At 71.4% G+C, this 13,940-nt stretch carries 11 protein-coding genes; 5 read left to right on the top strand and 6 right to left on the bottom strand.

The window, feature by feature from the left end:
- Positions 1-23: 23 nt before the first annotated feature.
- On the bottom strand, positions 24-872 hold the full coding sequence (locus AC3ENQ_RS06360) for a nitrilase-related carbon-nitrogen hydrolase (protein WP_431802815.1): 849 nt from the start codon (positions 870-872) through the stop codon (positions 24-26).
- A 174-nt stretch (positions 873-1,046) separates the two neighbouring features.
- On the opposite strand from AC3ENQ_RS06360, the gene AC3ENQ_RS06355 reads away from it, so the two are divergent.
- The gene (locus tag AC3ENQ_RS06355) at positions 1,047-2,408 is read left to right on the top strand and encodes an aminotransferase-like domain-containing protein (protein WP_431802813.1); all 1,362 of its coding nucleotides are present in this window, start codon (positions 1,047-1,049) and stop codon (positions 2,406-2,408) included.
- A 129-nt stretch (positions 2,409-2,537) separates the two neighbouring features.
- Here the strand turns inward: AC3ENQ_RS06355 and cofD are convergent, their stop codons facing one another.
- Positions 2,538-3,530, bottom strand: coding sequence for a 2-phospho-L-lactate transferase (gene cofD, locus AC3ENQ_RS06350; RefSeq protein WP_431802811.1), 993 nt, complete (start codon positions 3,528-3,530; stop codon positions 2,538-2,540).
- Between the two features lie 84 nt (positions 3,531-3,614).
- On the opposite strand from cofD, the gene pgi reads away from it, so the two are divergent.
- Positions 3,615-5,291 carry a glucose-6-phosphate isomerase gene (gene pgi, locus AC3ENQ_RS06345; protein ID WP_431802810.1) on the top strand — a complete coding sequence of 559 codons (1,677 nt, stop codon included), beginning with the start codon at positions 3,615-3,617 and terminating at the stop codon, positions 5,289-5,291.
- Between the two features lie 266 nt (positions 5,292-5,557).
- Here the strand turns inward: pgi and AC3ENQ_RS06340 are convergent, their stop codons facing one another.
- On the bottom strand, positions 5,558-6,637 hold the full coding sequence (locus AC3ENQ_RS06340) for a hypothetical protein (protein WP_431802808.1): 1,080 nt from the start codon (positions 6,635-6,637) through the stop codon (positions 5,558-5,560).
- 85 nt (positions 6,638-6,722) lie between these two features.
- Between AC3ENQ_RS06340 and AC3ENQ_RS06335 the strand changes: the two genes are divergently transcribed.
- A complete protein-coding gene (locus AC3ENQ_RS06335; protein WP_431802806.1) occupies positions 6,723-7,316 on the top strand; it encodes a TetR/AcrR family transcriptional regulator in 594 nt (197 codons plus the stop codon).
- Positions 7,317-7,376: 60 nt separating this feature from the next.
- On the opposite strand, the gene AC3ENQ_RS06330 is transcribed toward AC3ENQ_RS06335, so the two are convergent.
- The gene (locus tag AC3ENQ_RS06330) at positions 7,377-8,021 is read right to left on the bottom strand and encodes a YdeI/OmpD-associated family protein (RefSeq protein ID WP_431802805.1); all 645 of its coding nucleotides are present in this window, start codon (positions 8,019-8,021) and stop codon (positions 7,377-7,379) included.
- Between the two features lie 355 nt (positions 8,022-8,376).
- Entirely contained in the window at positions 8,377-9,120 is a 744-nt protein-coding gene (locus AC3ENQ_RS06325) for an NRDE family protein (RefSeq protein ID WP_431802803.1), read from the bottom strand.
- Positions 9,121-9,188: 68 nt separating this feature from the next.
- On the opposite strand from AC3ENQ_RS06325, the gene coaBC reads away from it, so the two are divergent.
- Positions 9,189-10,448, top strand: a complete 1,260-nt coding sequence (gene coaBC, locus AC3ENQ_RS06320) for a bifunctional phosphopantothenoylcysteine decarboxylase/phosphopantothenate--cysteine ligase CoaBC (RefSeq protein ID WP_431802801.1) — start codon at positions 9,189-9,191, stop codon at positions 10,446-10,448.
- A 62-nt stretch (positions 10,449-10,510) separates the two neighbouring features.
- Here coaBC and AC3ENQ_RS06315 read toward each other — a convergent pair whose 3' ends face one another.
- Entirely contained in the window at positions 10,511-12,685 is a 2,175-nt protein-coding gene (locus AC3ENQ_RS06315; protein ID WP_431802799.1) for a glucose PTS transporter subunit IIA, read from the bottom strand.
- 279 nt (positions 12,686-12,964) lie between these two features.
- Here AC3ENQ_RS06315 and AC3ENQ_RS06310 point away from each other — a divergent pair, with 279 nt between their 5' ends.
- The gene (locus tag AC3ENQ_RS06310) at positions 12,965-13,930 is read left to right on the top strand and encodes an aggregation-promoting factor C-terminal-like domain-containing protein (RefSeq protein ID WP_431802797.1); all 966 of its coding nucleotides are present in this window, start codon (positions 12,965-12,967) and stop codon (positions 13,928-13,930) included.
- Positions 13,931-13,940: the final 10 nt, after the last annotated feature.

Genomic DNA, 13,940 nt, shown 5'->3' with positions numbered 1-13,940 from the left:
CCGCAGGCCCGAGTCGAAACGCCTCACGGCAGCACGATCTCCCCGTAGGTGTCGGGCCGGCGGTCGCGGTAGAACTGCCAGTCGTCGCGCATCTCCTGCACCATGTCGAGGTCGAGGTCGCGCACGAGCAGCTCCTCGTGCTCGGACGAGCCGATCTCGCCGACGACGTTGCCGCGCGGGTCGATCACCTGGCTGTTGCCGTAGAAGAACACCGCGTCGTCGCCGTACTCGTTGTCTTCGAGTCCCACGCGGTTCGGCTGCAGCACGAAGTAGCCGTTCGCGACGGCGGCGGCGGGGCCTTCTACCTCCCAGAGCCGGTTCGAGAGACCGGGCTTGGTGGCATTCGGGTTGAACACCATGTGCGCGCCGCCCAGGCCGAGCTCGCGCCATCCTTCCGGGAAGTGCCGGTCGTAGCAGATGTACATGCCGACTTTGCCGACGGCCGACTCGAACACGGGGTAGCCGAGGTTGCCGGGGCGGAAGTAGAACTTCTCCCAGAACCGGTCGACCTGCGGGATGTGGTTCTTGCGGTACGTCCCGAGGATGGTGCCGTCGGCATCCACCAGCACGGACGTGTTGTAGTAGACGCCGGTCTGCGCCTCCTCGTAGATGGGGAGGACGAGCACCGTGCCGAGCTCCTTCGCGAGCGCGGCGAAGCGGGTGACGATCGGGCCGTCGACGGGCTCGGCGTAGCGGTAGTACTTCTTGTCCTGCGTGATGCCGAAGTAGGGCCCGTAGAAGAGCTCCTGGAAGCACGTCACCTGCGCGCCCTGCGCGGCCGCGTCGCGAGCGAACTGCTCGTGCTTGTCGAGCATCGACTCCTTGTCACCGGTCCAGGTCGTCTGCGAGATCGCCGCGCGCACCGTAGTCATGGGGCACCTTTCGTCGAAGCTGCGGGGGTCGATCGTCGGTCGTCGGGAGTCGAACCGCCGATTCCTGTTACTGTTTCGCTTGAACATTTCCCGACAATTTCCGAATGTGACGCGGCGGTAAACAGATCGCGGATGCCGACCGGCGTCGCGTCGAGCACCGGGAGGGGTGGACGCGTGCTGGATCCCACCGCATTGGGCGAGCGCAGTCCCGCCGGGCTCGCCGCCGAGATCTCGCGTCTCGTCCACGACGGCACGCTCGCCCCCGGCGAGCGCCTTCCGACGGTGCGCGACGTGTCGGCGGCGCTCGGCGTCTCGGCGGGAACGGTCGGCGCGGCCTGGACCGCGCTCGCCCGCGCGGGACTCATCGTCGCGCGCGGGCGTGCCGGCACCTTCGTCCGCGCCGAGCGGGGCGAGCTCACGCCGCACGTGCAGAGCCTTGCCGCGCGCCCGACGGCCGGCGCCGCGGCCGAGCCTCGGATCGACCTGTCGCTCGGCACGCCCGATCCGGCGATGCTGCCGCCCCTGCACGCCGCACTCTCGCGCGTCGCAGAGCGCGCCGACACCGGCCGTTATCACGATCTGCCCGTGCTCCCCGAGCTCGAAGCGCTGCTGCGAGAGGCGTGGCCGAGCGCGGGCGTCGAGGCGATCACCGTCGTCGACGGCGCGCTCGACGGCATCGCGCGGACGCTCGAGGTCACCGTCCGCTTCGGCGAGCGTGTTGCCGTCGAGTCCCCCGGCTTCCCGTACTTCTTCGACCTGCTCGACGCGATGGGCGTCGAGGTCGTGCCTCTGCGCAGCGACGCCGACGGCGTGACCCCGGCATCCCTCGCACGCGCTCTCAGTCGCGGGGTCGCAGCCGTGATCCTGCAGCCGCGCGCGCAGAACCCGACGGGCGTCTCGATGTCGCAGGCGCGGGCACGGGAGCTCGCCCGCACGGTCATCGACGACCCGGGCGGGAGCCGCGCGCTCATCATCGAGGACGACCACTCGGCGCTCATCTGCACGGCGCCTCCGGTCACCCTCGCGACGTGGCTGCCGCAGCGCGTCGTGCACGTGCGGAGCTTCTCGAAGTCGCACGGGCCCGACCTCCGCATCGCGGCCCTCGGCGGCCCGGCGCACGTCGTCGACGGGATCGTCGCGCGGCGGATGCTCGGACCGGGCTGGACCTCACGCCTCCTGCAGACCGTGCTCGCCGGACTCCTCACCGATGAGGGCGCCATCGCCCGGGTGCGGACGGCGCGTCTCATCTACCGCGACCGGCTCGACCGGCTCGCCGCGCGGCTCCTGCGCCTGGGCGTCGACGTCGGCGCTCCCGACGGCATCAACCTGTGGATGCCGGTGGCCGATGAGCGTGCCGCGCTCGTGCACCTGGCTGCGGAGGGCATCGCGGTCGGCGCGGGTATGCCGTTCCAGGCATCCGTCCCGGGTGCCGATCCGCGGCCGCACGTGCGCGTGACCGGCGGGGCGCTCGCGTCGGGGACGCACCCCGTGGCCGAAGCCCTCGCCCGCGCCGCGGAGGCGCCGCCGCTCGGGTGACGGTACGGGGGTCGCGGCGGCGCGGCGTTCTCAACTCCGGAGATTCGCGCGCAAACGACCCCGAAAGCGCCCACCCTCTCGGCCGAGGCCCGATTCTCCGGAGTTGTGAACCGCGGACGGCCGGGAGGGTCAGAACCCGGCGGCGGCGAGCGTGTCGGCGGCGAGCGCGCGGGTGAGGTCGGGCCCGGCCATCCACAGCGGACGAACGTGCGCGTCGATGCCGAGGGAGGCGACGGCGGGGGCGAGAGCCGCGTCCTCCTCCGCGAGGAGCCACGCGTCGAGCAGGCCGCCGTCCGCACGGGCACCGAAATGGCCCGCGACACCGTCGGCAGAGCACGGGACGCCCGCGACCCGCAGGCATACGTCCGCCATGCCCCGGACGGGCGCTCCCCCGATGATCGGAGAGACGCCGACCACGCGGCCGGGCGCCGCGGCGACGGCGTCGCGGATCCCCGGAACGGCGAGGATCGGCCCGATCGAGACGATCGGGTTCGAGGGGGCGAAGACGACGGCATCCGCCCGGGCGATCGCCTCGAGCACGCCGGGGGCGGGCCGCGCGCCGGTCATGCCCGGGTTCTCGAACCGCTCGGGTTCGCGCGTCGCGCGGTAGCGCGTCCACCACTCCTGGAAGTGAATCGTCACGGCGCCGCCGGCATCGCCGGAGTCCTCGATCACCACGTGGGTCTCGACCTCGGCATCCGTCATCGGCAGCAGCGTCGCGCCGATCTCGTCGCGCCACCGCGCCTGCAGCCGCGCCAGCACCGTCGTCGGGCTCGCCCCCTCGCGCAGCCACGACGTCCGCGAGATGTGCGCACCGAGGTCGAGGTCGCCGAGCTCGAACCAGTCCCAACCGACGCCCCAGGCGTGCAGCTCGGCCGCGACCCGCAGCGAGTCGCCCGCGCGGCCCCAGCCCTTCGCGGTGTCCTTGACGCCCGCAAGTCCGTAGAGCATCGAGTCGACGTCGGGCTGGATGCGCAGCCCCGCGAGCCACAGGTCGTCGGCGGTGTTGCAGACGACGGTGAGTTCACCCCCGCGGGCGCGCAGTTCGTCGCGGAGCCCCACGGCGAAGGCGGATCCGCCGGCGCCGCCGGCGAGCAGGACCACGGACGGCGATGCGCTCACCGTCACAGCGTACGGCGACGCGCTCGGACCGCACGCTCAACGGCATCCCTCGCCGGTTCGAATCCCGCGCGCTAGCGTGGAGCTGTGACCGCTCCGATCGATCCCACGACCACGTCGGCCTGGGCCGAACTCACCGCCGCGAAGGATGCCTTCGTGCCCGACCTGCGCGCCTGGTTCCGCGACGACCCGTCGCGCGTCGAGGCGCTGACGTTCGACCTCGCCGACCTCCGCGTCGACCTGTCGAAGAACCTCGTCGACGCCGGCATCCTCGCCTCGCTCGTGCGCCTGGCCGAACAGACGCACGTCGCCGAGCGGTTCGCGGCGATGCTCCGGGGCGACCACATCAACACGAGCGAGGACCGCGCCGTGCTGCACACGGCGCTGCGCCGTCCGCCCGGCTCGGAGCCGACGCTCACCGTCGACGGGCAGGATATCGACCACGACGTGCAGCAGGTGCTCGACGCCATGACCGTCTTCGCCGACCGGGTGCGCTCGGGCGAGTGGGTGGGCGTCACGGGCAAGCCCGTGAAGACGATCGTGAACATCGGGATCGGCGGCTCCGACCTCGGCCCCGCCATGATCTCCGCGGCGCTCGAGCCGTTCGGGGGCGACATCGAGGCGCGATTCGTGTCGAACATCGACCCGTTCGACCTCGCCCACAAGACGAAGGATCTCGACCCCGAGACGACGCTGTTCATCGTCGCCTCGAAGACCTTCACGACGCTCGAGACGCTCACCAACGCGCGTCTCGCGCGCATGTGGCTCTGGCGCGGGCTGCAGGAGGCAGGGGTGATCGACGGGTCCGACGCGCAGCGGACGGATGCCGTCGCGCACCACTTCGTCGCGGTGTCGACGGCCCTCGACAAGGTCGCGGCGTTCGGCATCGACACGGCCAACGCCTTCGGATTCTGGGATTGGGTCGGCGGACGCTACTCGGTCTGCTCGGCGATCGGCCTGTCGCTCACGATCGAGCTGGGCCCGGACTCGTTCCGCGAACTGCTGGCGGGCTTCCACGCCGTGGACGAGCACATGGCATCCACACCGCTGGCGCAGAACGTGCCGGTGCTGATGGGCCTGCTCAACGTCTGGTACACGAACTTCCTCGGCGCGCAGTCGCACGCGGTGCTGCCGTACGCGCAGCAGCTCTCGCGCTTCGCGGCGTACCTGCAGCAGCTGACGATGGAGTCCAACGGCAAGCGCGTCCGCTGGGACGGGTCGCCCGTGACCACCGACACCGGCGAGATCTTCTGGGGCGAGCCGGGGACGAATGGGCAGCATGCGTTCTACCAGCTCATCCATCAGGGCACGCGCCTGATCCCCGCCGACTTCATCGCGTTCGCGAACCCCGCGTATCCGCTCAACGACGATGGCCGCGACGTGCACGCCCTCTTCCTCGCGAACTTCCTCGCGCAGACGAAGGCCCTCGCCTTCGGCAAGACGGCCGCCGAGGTCGAAGCCGAGGGCACGACCGGCGCGCTGGTCGCGGCCCGGACGTTCCCGGGCAACCGCCCGACGACGTCGATCTTCGCTCCGGCGCTGACGCCGCGCGTCCTCGGCGAGCTGATCGCGCTGTACGAGCACATCACGTTCACGCAGGGTGTCATCTGGGGCATCAACTCGTTCGACCAGTGGGGCGTCGAGCTCGGCAAGCAGCTCGCGCTGCAGATCGCGCCGGCCGTCGACGGCGACCACGACGCGTACGCGGCACAGGATGCCTCGACGCGCGCGCTTCTGGACTACTACCGCGCCCACCGGTCCTGACCCCGCGCCGCGCGCGGCACGGGCTGGGCGCGGCGGGGACGGGGCGGGGCCGCGCCTTTCCCGCGAGACCGCCTGTTCCCGACGAGACCACCGTTTGTTGCCCGGGGTCTCGTCGAGAACGCGCGGTCTCGCGGCGGGGACGGGGCGGGCGGCCTCTTTCCCGCGAGACCGCCTGTTCTCGACCAGACCCGCGTCTTTCGCCCGGGGTTTCGTCGAGAACGCGCGGTCTCGCGGGAAGGGGGACGGGAGGCGCGGCGGGGATGCCGTCAGACGGCGGCGGCGACGGGGTCGTCCTCGTGCGTGGCGAGCTCGTCGGGCTCGGCGCCGCCGGCGGTGCGGAAGTGCCCGATCACCGAGAGCAGCAGGGCGCCGACGGTCCATCCGGCGAGCACGAGCCAGGAGAAGCTCGCGTCGGCATCCGGGAAGTAGGCCACATCGCGCAACAGGTTCGCGGCAGCTCCCGGCGGGAACCACTGGCCGATCTGACCCCACGCGCCGGGCAGGAACTCGCGCGGCATCGCGGCGCCCGAGATCGGGTTGGCGAAGAGCAGCATGACGATCGGCCCGACGGCGATGCCCGCACGCCCGATCAGCGCGACGACGCCCGTGATCGGCGCCGCGATCGCGGCGAGCGCGAGGGCGATGGCCGCCCACTGGACCCAGAAGTCCCCCTGCAGCACCCCGAACCATCCGTCGAGGATGCCGGTGAGCACGAGCCCGCCCACGGCGGAGTAGACGACCACCGCGAGCACGCGCCGCATCGCCCCGATGATCGCGAGGGAGATCACGATGCCGCCGAGCATTCCCCCCATCACGAGCGGGAACATCGCCGCGGTGAGGCCCGTTCCGCGCGGATCAGTGGATGCCAGGGGTACGACGTCCGTCACAGTGACGGCGATGTGGGCCGGGGCCGGAGCTCCCGCCGCGGCGGCGCCGGCGGCCGCCTGCGCGTTCACCTGACCCTCGAGAGCGCCCGCGATGCCGGTGAGCAGCTGCGCGACCGACGCGTTCGCCGCAGAGGCGATGAGCACCTCGGGAGCATCGCCGAGGACGATCGCGCCGTACACCTCACGCTTCTCGATGGCCACCACTGCGGCATCCCGATCGTCCACGCGCGTGAACTCCAGGACATCGGGCTGCTTCTCGGCGACCGCGTCGGTGACCGCGTCGACGGCCTGGTCGGGGCCGGCGACGGCGACGGGAAGGTCGTGCGGCGCGGCCGTGACGCTCGGCCAGGCGAAGGCGAGGACGATGACCGCGACGACCGCCGCGAGAACAAGAGAGAGCACGCCGACGCGCCGCACCGGGGTGTGCGGCGTGTGGATGACGGGGGTGGGGGCGGCCATGGCAACTCCTGGCGAACTTAAGAAAACGAATACTCGTTCTTTATACTCGCTCCCTCTAGGATCGACAAGCGGGAGGAGGACACGGATGCCGAAGGTCAGCGACGAATACCGTCAGGCGCGCCGCGACGAGATCGTCGACGTGGCGATCCGGTGTTTCCTTTCGCGCGGGTTCGGGCGCACGTCGATCGCCGACCTCGTGACGGAGTCGGGGCTGTCGGCCGGCGCGATCTACGGCAACTTCCCCGGCGGGAAGGACGAGATCTTCGTCGCCGCCGCGACGCGCATCCTCCACACCCGCCGGTCGGAGCTCGAGGCGCGTCGACGCGAAGACCCACCTCTCGCCCCCGGCGAGGTCATGGCGACGCTCATCTCCGGAATCAGCGGCGAACAGATCAGCGCGGTCCTGCCCCAGCTCTGGGGACAAGCGGCCGTCGACGCCGAGATCCGCGCGCTCGTGCGCGAGGTCTTCCTCGAGTTGCGCGCGACCGTCGTCGGCGCCATCGCCGATTGGGCGGCGGCGCACCCCGACAAGGTCGAGGGGGACGCCCGCCTGTGGGCCGAGCGGGTCGGGCCCATCGTGCTCTCGACGGCGCCAGGGTTCATCCTGCAGAAGACCCTCATGCCCGATTTCGACGCCGAGGGGTACCTCGCGGCGCTCCCGACTCTCCTCCCCCACTGACCCCGGCGCCGCATCCTCGGGCCGCGCAGCCTTCGGTCGTTGAGCGCGCGCAACCCCCGGTCAGCGATCGGAGGGGTCGGCGGCGCGGGCCGCGGCGGCGGCGCGGGCGAGCCACGCGGGGGCGTCCCCGTAGCGCTGCAACGGGATGAGCCGCCCCGCGGCGCTGTCGGCGACGAGCGCCGCCAGTCGATCGGCGCGCGTCTGCTCACGCTTGCCGCCGTGGATCCAGCTCGCCGCGAGGCGCCGGTAGCCGGGCGTCGCCTCGGCCCAGAACGCCGCGGCGGCCGGATCGGTGGCGATCGCCGCCTCTTCGGCATCCGTCAATGCGTCGGCGTTCTCATAGGCGTACACGCCGCTGCGCTCGGGGCGTCGCTTCTCGTACGCGGCGATCCCCGCCGGGTGCATGCGGCCTTCGGCGGTGAGGCGCTCGACGTGGGCGATGTTGACGGCGCTCCAGTTCGAGGCCGGACGCCGGGGGCTCCACCGCTGCGCACGCATCTCGCGGATGCGCCGGCTCGTCGAGTCGATCCATCCGAAGCACAGGGCCTCGGGCACGGCATCCTCCCACCGGAGGCCCTGCTCGGGATGCCCCTTCGGTCGCCGTTCCATCCACAGCTCGCTCGCCGAGTCGTGGTTCTCGGCCAGCCAGGTGCGGAACGCCGCGGCATCCGCGAAGAACACCACTTCGGGCTCGTCCCCGTCCATGCGCGCGACGCTACCACCGGCCTCCGACACGCCCACCCCGCCCCTGGCGGACGCGCACTCCCCACCCCGCGCCGATGCCCCCTCCCCACCCCGCGAGACCGCCTCCTCTCGACGAGACCCCCGATGACAACGCCGGGTCTCGTCGAGAACGCGCGGTCTCGGGGGCATGGGGGCGCGTGATACGGCGAGGGGCGGCGCGGCGAGTGGCGACGCGCGGCACGGCGAGTGGCGACGCGCGGCACGGCGAGCGGCGAGGCGCGGCACGGCGAGTGGCGACGCGCGGCACGTCGCGACGTGACGCGGGGCGCGCGGCGAGCCGCAGAGCGCGACCGGCATGAGCGCGACGGATGCCGCGTCAGGCGAGGACGGGGCGGTTCCAGGCGCCGGGCTGGTCGAACTCGCCGTAGCGGACGTCGACGCCGTCCGGGCCGGCCGAGGCCGCACACACCAGCAGCGACAGCGTCGGATACCCGAACGGGCGGTTGTCGCGGACGATCGCGCGGTCATCGACCGGGCCGACGGCGCTCGTGCGCTCGAGGATGTCGAGCCACGCACCCGCCCAGTCATCCGCCCAGCCGCCCGCACCACCACCTGCCCAGCCGCCCTCATCGACCGGCGCGGCGAACGCGTCGCGCCACGCGGCGATGCGTGCGGTGGCGGGGTCGTCGACGTCGTCGTGCGCGATCATGTGGATCCCGGGTTCGAGCACAACGCGGCGCACCGAGGCGCCATCCCACATCGTGACGGATGCCTCCCCCGCGCTCACCTCGACGAGATTGAAGCCGTGGGTGCGGGGCTGACCCTCCGGCATCCGCCCCTCGACGGCGTCGAGCACGACCCTCCCCCGCGACGCGAGGGGTTCCGCGCCGTCGGTCACGACGTCGGCGCGGTTGAGGATCACCGCGACGCGCCCGCGGTCGGCGTCGGCCGCGAGCCACGCGCCGCCCGCGCGGCGGTCGCGCACGCCGACGACACCGGGGAGCTCGGGCCACCACGCACCGAGCGGATCCCACGTGCGGGCAGGGTCCTCGTCGCGCACCGCGAGCAGTCGGACGGCCTCGTCGGGCTCGGAAGGGACGTGGACGATGACGGTGCACACGGTGCTCGTGACCTCTCTGCCGCCTCCGCGCGAGGCCTCGAGCGAGGCATCCGTGGGAGGATCGGACCATGTTCGTTGTCGTGGGCGTGACGGGCGGCATCGCCGCGTACAAGACGGTGCACCTCGTGCGCGCCTTGGTGACCAACGGTCACGAGGTGCACGTTGTTCCCACGGCCGACGCGCTGCGCTTCGTCGGGACGACCACGTGGGAGGCCGTCTCGAGGAATCCTGTCACGACGAGCGTCCATGACGACGTCGCGCAGGTGCGACACGTCGCCCTCGGAACGTCCGCCGACCTCGTCGTCATCGCCCCGGCGACCGCGAACACCCTCGCGCGCATGGCGGCGGGCATCGCCGACGACCTCCTCGGTGTGACGCTCCTCGCGACGACCGCGCCCGTCGTCGTCGCCCCCGCGATGCATACGGCGATGTGGGAGCACGCGGCCACGCAGGCCAACATCGCGACCTTGCGCGCGCGAGGCGTCCACATCGTCGGTCCCGCCGATGGGCCTCTCACGGGCGGAGACAGCGGGCCGGGACGCATGGTCGAACCCGACGAGATCGTCGCGGCGGCGCTGCAGGTGGCGGCGGGCGTCGTAGCGGGCGGCGTCGTGCGCAGTACAGACACGGATGCCTCCGATCGCGCAGATCTGGACGGCGTGCGCCTCGCGGTCTCGACGGGCGGCACCCGCGAGCCGATCGATCCCGTCCGCTACCTCGGCAACCGCTCGAGCGGACGCCAGGGCGCCGCGCTCGCCCTCGCCGCCGCCGAGCGCGGCGCGGAGGTCGCGCTCGTCGCGGCGCACGTCGACGACGGCGTGCTGGATGCCGCAGTGAACCACCCGCGCATCACGCTCGTGCGGGCCGGGTCCGCCGCCGAGCTCGAGACGGCGATGACGGATGCCGCGGCCACCGCCGACGTCGTCGCGATGGTCGCCGCTGTCGCCGACTACCGGGTCGCGTCGCCCTCGGCCGAGAAGCTCCGAAAGGAAGACGGCATCCCCCGTCTGGATCTCGTCGAGAACCCGGACATCCTCGCGGGGCTCGTCGCGCGACGCCGCGCGGGCCAGACGATCGTCGGGTTCGCCGCCGAGACCGCGTCGTCTGACGAGGAGCTCCTCGAGCGCGGACGCCGCAAGCGCGCCCGGAAGGGCGTCGACCTCCTCGCGGTCAACGCCGTGGGTGAGGGCATCGGATTCGAGAGCGCCGACAACCGTGTGCTGCTCCTCGGCGCAGACGACGCCCTCGTCGCCGACGTCGCAGGCGCGAAGCGCGAGGTCGCCGACGCCGTGTGGGATGCCGTGGTCGCGCTGCGCGCCGGGACCTGAGGCCGTTTCGACTCGCGGCTGCGGCGCTCGCTCAGCGAGTCGAAACGCCGCAACCGCCCGGACTACGCCTTCGTCTGCACGTCCAGCAGCGGCTCGCCGTGCGAGACGGGCCCGAGCTTCACCGGGTCGACCGTGTCGAAGGCATCCGCGTTCAGCACGATGACCGGGGTGATGAGCGCGTAGCCCGCCTTCTCGATGACGGAGCGGTCGAACACCACGAGCGGCGATCCGGTCTCGACCTTGTCGCCGTTGACGACCTTGACGTCGAAGCCTTCGCCCTTGAGGTTCACCGTGTCGATGCCGACGTGGATCAGCACCTCGACACCGCTGTCGAGCTTCAGCCCGAACGCGTGACCGGTGGGCTGCGCCGCGACCACGGTGCCGGCTCCCGGCGCGTACACGGTGTCGCCCGACGGCTCGATCGCGACGCCCGGACCCATGACTCCGCCGGCGAAGACAGGGTCGGGCACGGTGTCGAGCGAGACGGCGTTGCCGTCGAGGGGCGATGCGATCTGGATGAGCGCACCGACCTCGGTCGTCTCACCCTCGCCCTTCGGCGCGGCCGCGGTCGCCGTCCCGGCCGCGACGGCGGTGGCGGTCGCCGCCCCCGCGGTCGCGGTACCTCCGGCCCGGGTTGCTCCGGCATCCGGAAGCAGCTCGCTGCCTCCGGCGACCTCCGAGACCGACGCGGCCTCGTCGCGGACGCCTCCCACGACGTCGCTGCCGTCGGCCGCGCCCGCCACCGCCGGGGCCGCCTTGTCCTTCGGGTCCTTGTAACCCGAGAAGATGATGAGCGCCATCGCGACGAAGAACGCGCTGAGCACGGCGATCGTGTACAACCCGATCGGGTTGAAGGCCGGGATCGTGAGCAGCGACGTGAACACGAACGCCTGCGTCGTGATGCCGTTCTTCAGGCCCAGCACCAGCGAACCGATACCGATGATGAGGCCACCCGTGAGGCATCCGACGAGCATGCGCGGATAGATCCGCTTGTACCGGAGATGGATGCCGTACAGCGACGGTTCGGAGATGCCACCCAGCAGACCCGCCGCGAGCGCACCGGTCGCCGTCTGCTTCATGTCCTTGTCCTTCTCGCGCCACGCGAGGAAGAGGACACCGGCGGTCGCACCGAAGCACGCGAAGTTCCACGCACCCATGGGGCCCTGGATGAAGTCGTAGCCGAGGGTCTGGATGTTGAGGAGCATGATCGCGTTGATCGGCCAGTGCAGACCCAGCGGCACCATGAACGGATACGCCAACGGGATGACGATCGCGAAGATGAACGGCGAGAAGGAGTTGATCGCCGCGAGGAAGCTCGCAAGTCCCGCGCCGACGTAGACGCCGATGGGGCCGATGAGGAAGGCCGTCAGCGGGATCATGATGAGCATCGCGAGGAACGGCACGAAGATGAGCTGCAGGTTGGCCGGGATGATCTTCTTCAGCAGTTTGTAGAGCGGCCCGAGGACCGCGGCCATCAGCAGCGGCGGGAACACCTGCGACGAGTAGTCGGCGATCGGCATCGGCAAGCCCCAGATCTGCACGATCGCGACCTGCGCCTGCTCGAACCCGAACAGCGGCGTCTTCTCGACGCCCTCACCGAGCGCGGTGAAGCCGGGGAGCATGAGCACGGCCATGATCGCGAAGCCCACCCACGGGTCGGCGCCGATCTTGGCCGAGGCGTTGTACGCGACCATGAGCGGCAGGAAGACGAACACGCACTGCCACATCAGGTTCACGAACGCCCACGACGGGTCGAGGGTGACGCCGGGCGAGTTCCACGCGGGGATGACGCCGAGCGTCGCCATGAGCGCCATGAAGGTGATGAACAGGGATGCCCCGAGCAGGGCGCCGAGGATGGGGCGGAACGAGTCGGACAGGTACTCGAAGAGCGTGTCGAGCCAGGCGTTCTTTCCGCGCGGGCCCTTCGCGCGCTCGCGGGCCTTGATGTCGGCGTCGGAGTCGGCTGTCGTCGTCGCCGTGCGCGCGCCCGACATCGAGGGCAGCGCCATGATCTCGTTATAGACGTTCTGAACGCCGCCGCCGATGACGACCTGGAAGCGATCGCCGGCCTGCGGCACTGCTCCGAGGACTCCGGGGATCTTCTCGGCGGTGTCTTTATCGGCCTTGTCGCCGTCGCGCAGTTGGAACCTGAGCCGCGTCGCGCAGTGGGTCAGACTCTCGACATTGTCGGCGCCGCCGACCGCGTCGATGATCTCGGATGCCGGGTCGTAAGCCATGCTTTCATCTCCCTGGACGTGGCCTGAAAGTCGCCTTTGCGGTGACTCTATACCTGGCCCCCGACACCCCGAAAGACCCCCGCCGCGGTTGTGGTCAGGCCAACGGATGTCGCGGACCTCGGCGTGTACATTCCAGCATCCGCATTCAGGCTTCTTTCAGGTTTCGTACCGGGTCTGTCCAGAAAACGTTGCCAACCTGTGACCTTCGTGTCCAACCCGAGGACGCACGCCGCTGGTAGCGCTCTGCCGCCGCGACGTTGATCTACCGGAAGTACGCGTATGCCCCGTCTCTCTCTCCGCTTCGTCACGCCTGCGCTCATCTGCGCCGGGCTCGTCGCCACCTCGATCGGCGCGACCGGCGCCGCCCTCCCCCCGAACGCACCGGACGCGGCGGGGCAGAGCGACTCTTCGCGCGCGCACAGCGTCTCCGCTCCCCTCTCGACCATCACCGCGCGCGGCGAGTCGACGCTCGACAAGGCTCGCGCAGCCGTCTCCGCGGCACGCGACGTGACCGCCGACATCGCCGCGTCGGGCCTCACGCTCGATGTCCCGAGCACCGTCATCGACACCAGCACCCTGAGCGAGCACATCGACAAGCTCGGCAACATCGACGTGACGCCCGTGATGCTCGTGCCCTCGCTGAGCGCCGACACCGAGGCCGAGACGCAGTCCGTGCTCGTGCAGACGGCGACGCTGCGCGGCCAGCTCGACGCCGCCGTCGCGAAGAAGGCCGAAGAGGATGCCGCCGCACAAGCCGCCGCACAGGCCGCCGCGATCGAGGCCGTGAACGCCGCCGCAGAGGCCAAGGCCGCCGCCGAGAAGGCCGCCGCCGAGAAGGCCGCGGCCGAGCAGGCCGCCGCGGAGAAGGCCGCCGCCGAGAAGGCCGCGCGGTCGTCGTCGGGCGGCTCGGTGTCGGTGCCGTCGGTCAACGTGAACGTCGACCCCGCATCGGCGCAGGGCATCGCCCGGTCGATGATGGCGGCGAGCTACGGCTGGGGCGACGACCAGTTCGCGTGCCTCGTGTCGCTGTGGAACAAGGAGTCGGGCTGGCGCGTGAACGCCGCGAACCCGAGCGGGGCGTACGGCATCCCGCAGGCGCTCCCCGGCAGCAAGATGGCCTCGGCCGGCGCCGACTGGGCGACCAACCCCGCGACGCAGATCGCGTGGGGCCTGGGTTACATCTCCGGACGCTACGGCACCCCCTGCGGCGCGTGGGGCCACTCCCAGTCGAACGGCTGGTACTGAGCGACGCCGG

This window comes from Microbacterium sp. bgisy203 (assembly GCF_057706945.1).
The sequence above is the reverse complement of the archived record's forward strand: the minus strand, read 5'-3'. Positions and strand labels throughout refer to the sequence as shown.

Coding starts and splice junctions, on each gene's coding strand:
- AC3ENQ_RS06360 (WP_431802815.1), bottom strand. CDS start 872: ATGACTACGGTGCGCGCGGCGATCTCGCAGACGACCTGGACCGGTGAC.
- AC3ENQ_RS06340 (WP_431802808.1), bottom strand. CDS start 6,637: ATGGCCGCCCCCACCCCCGTCATCCACACGCCGCACACCCCGGTGCGG.
- AC3ENQ_RS06335 (WP_431802806.1), top strand. CDS start 6,723: ATGCCGAAGGTCAGCGACGAATACCGTCAGGCGCGCCGCGACGAGATC.
- AC3ENQ_RS06330 (WP_431802805.1), bottom strand. CDS start 8,021: ATGGACGGGGACGAGCCCGAAGTGGTGTTCTTCGCGGATGCCGCGGCG.
- coaBC (WP_431802801.1), top strand. CDS start 9,189: ATGTTCGTTGTCGTGGGCGTGACGGGCGGCATCGCCGCGTACAAGACG.
- AC3ENQ_RS06315 (WP_431802799.1), bottom strand. CDS start 12,685: ATGGCTTACGACCCGGCATCCGAGATCATCGACGCGGTCGGCGGCGCC.
- AC3ENQ_RS06310 (WP_431802797.1), top strand. CDS start 12,965: ATGCCCCGTCTCTCTCTCCGCTTCGTCACGCCTGCGCTCATCTGCGCC.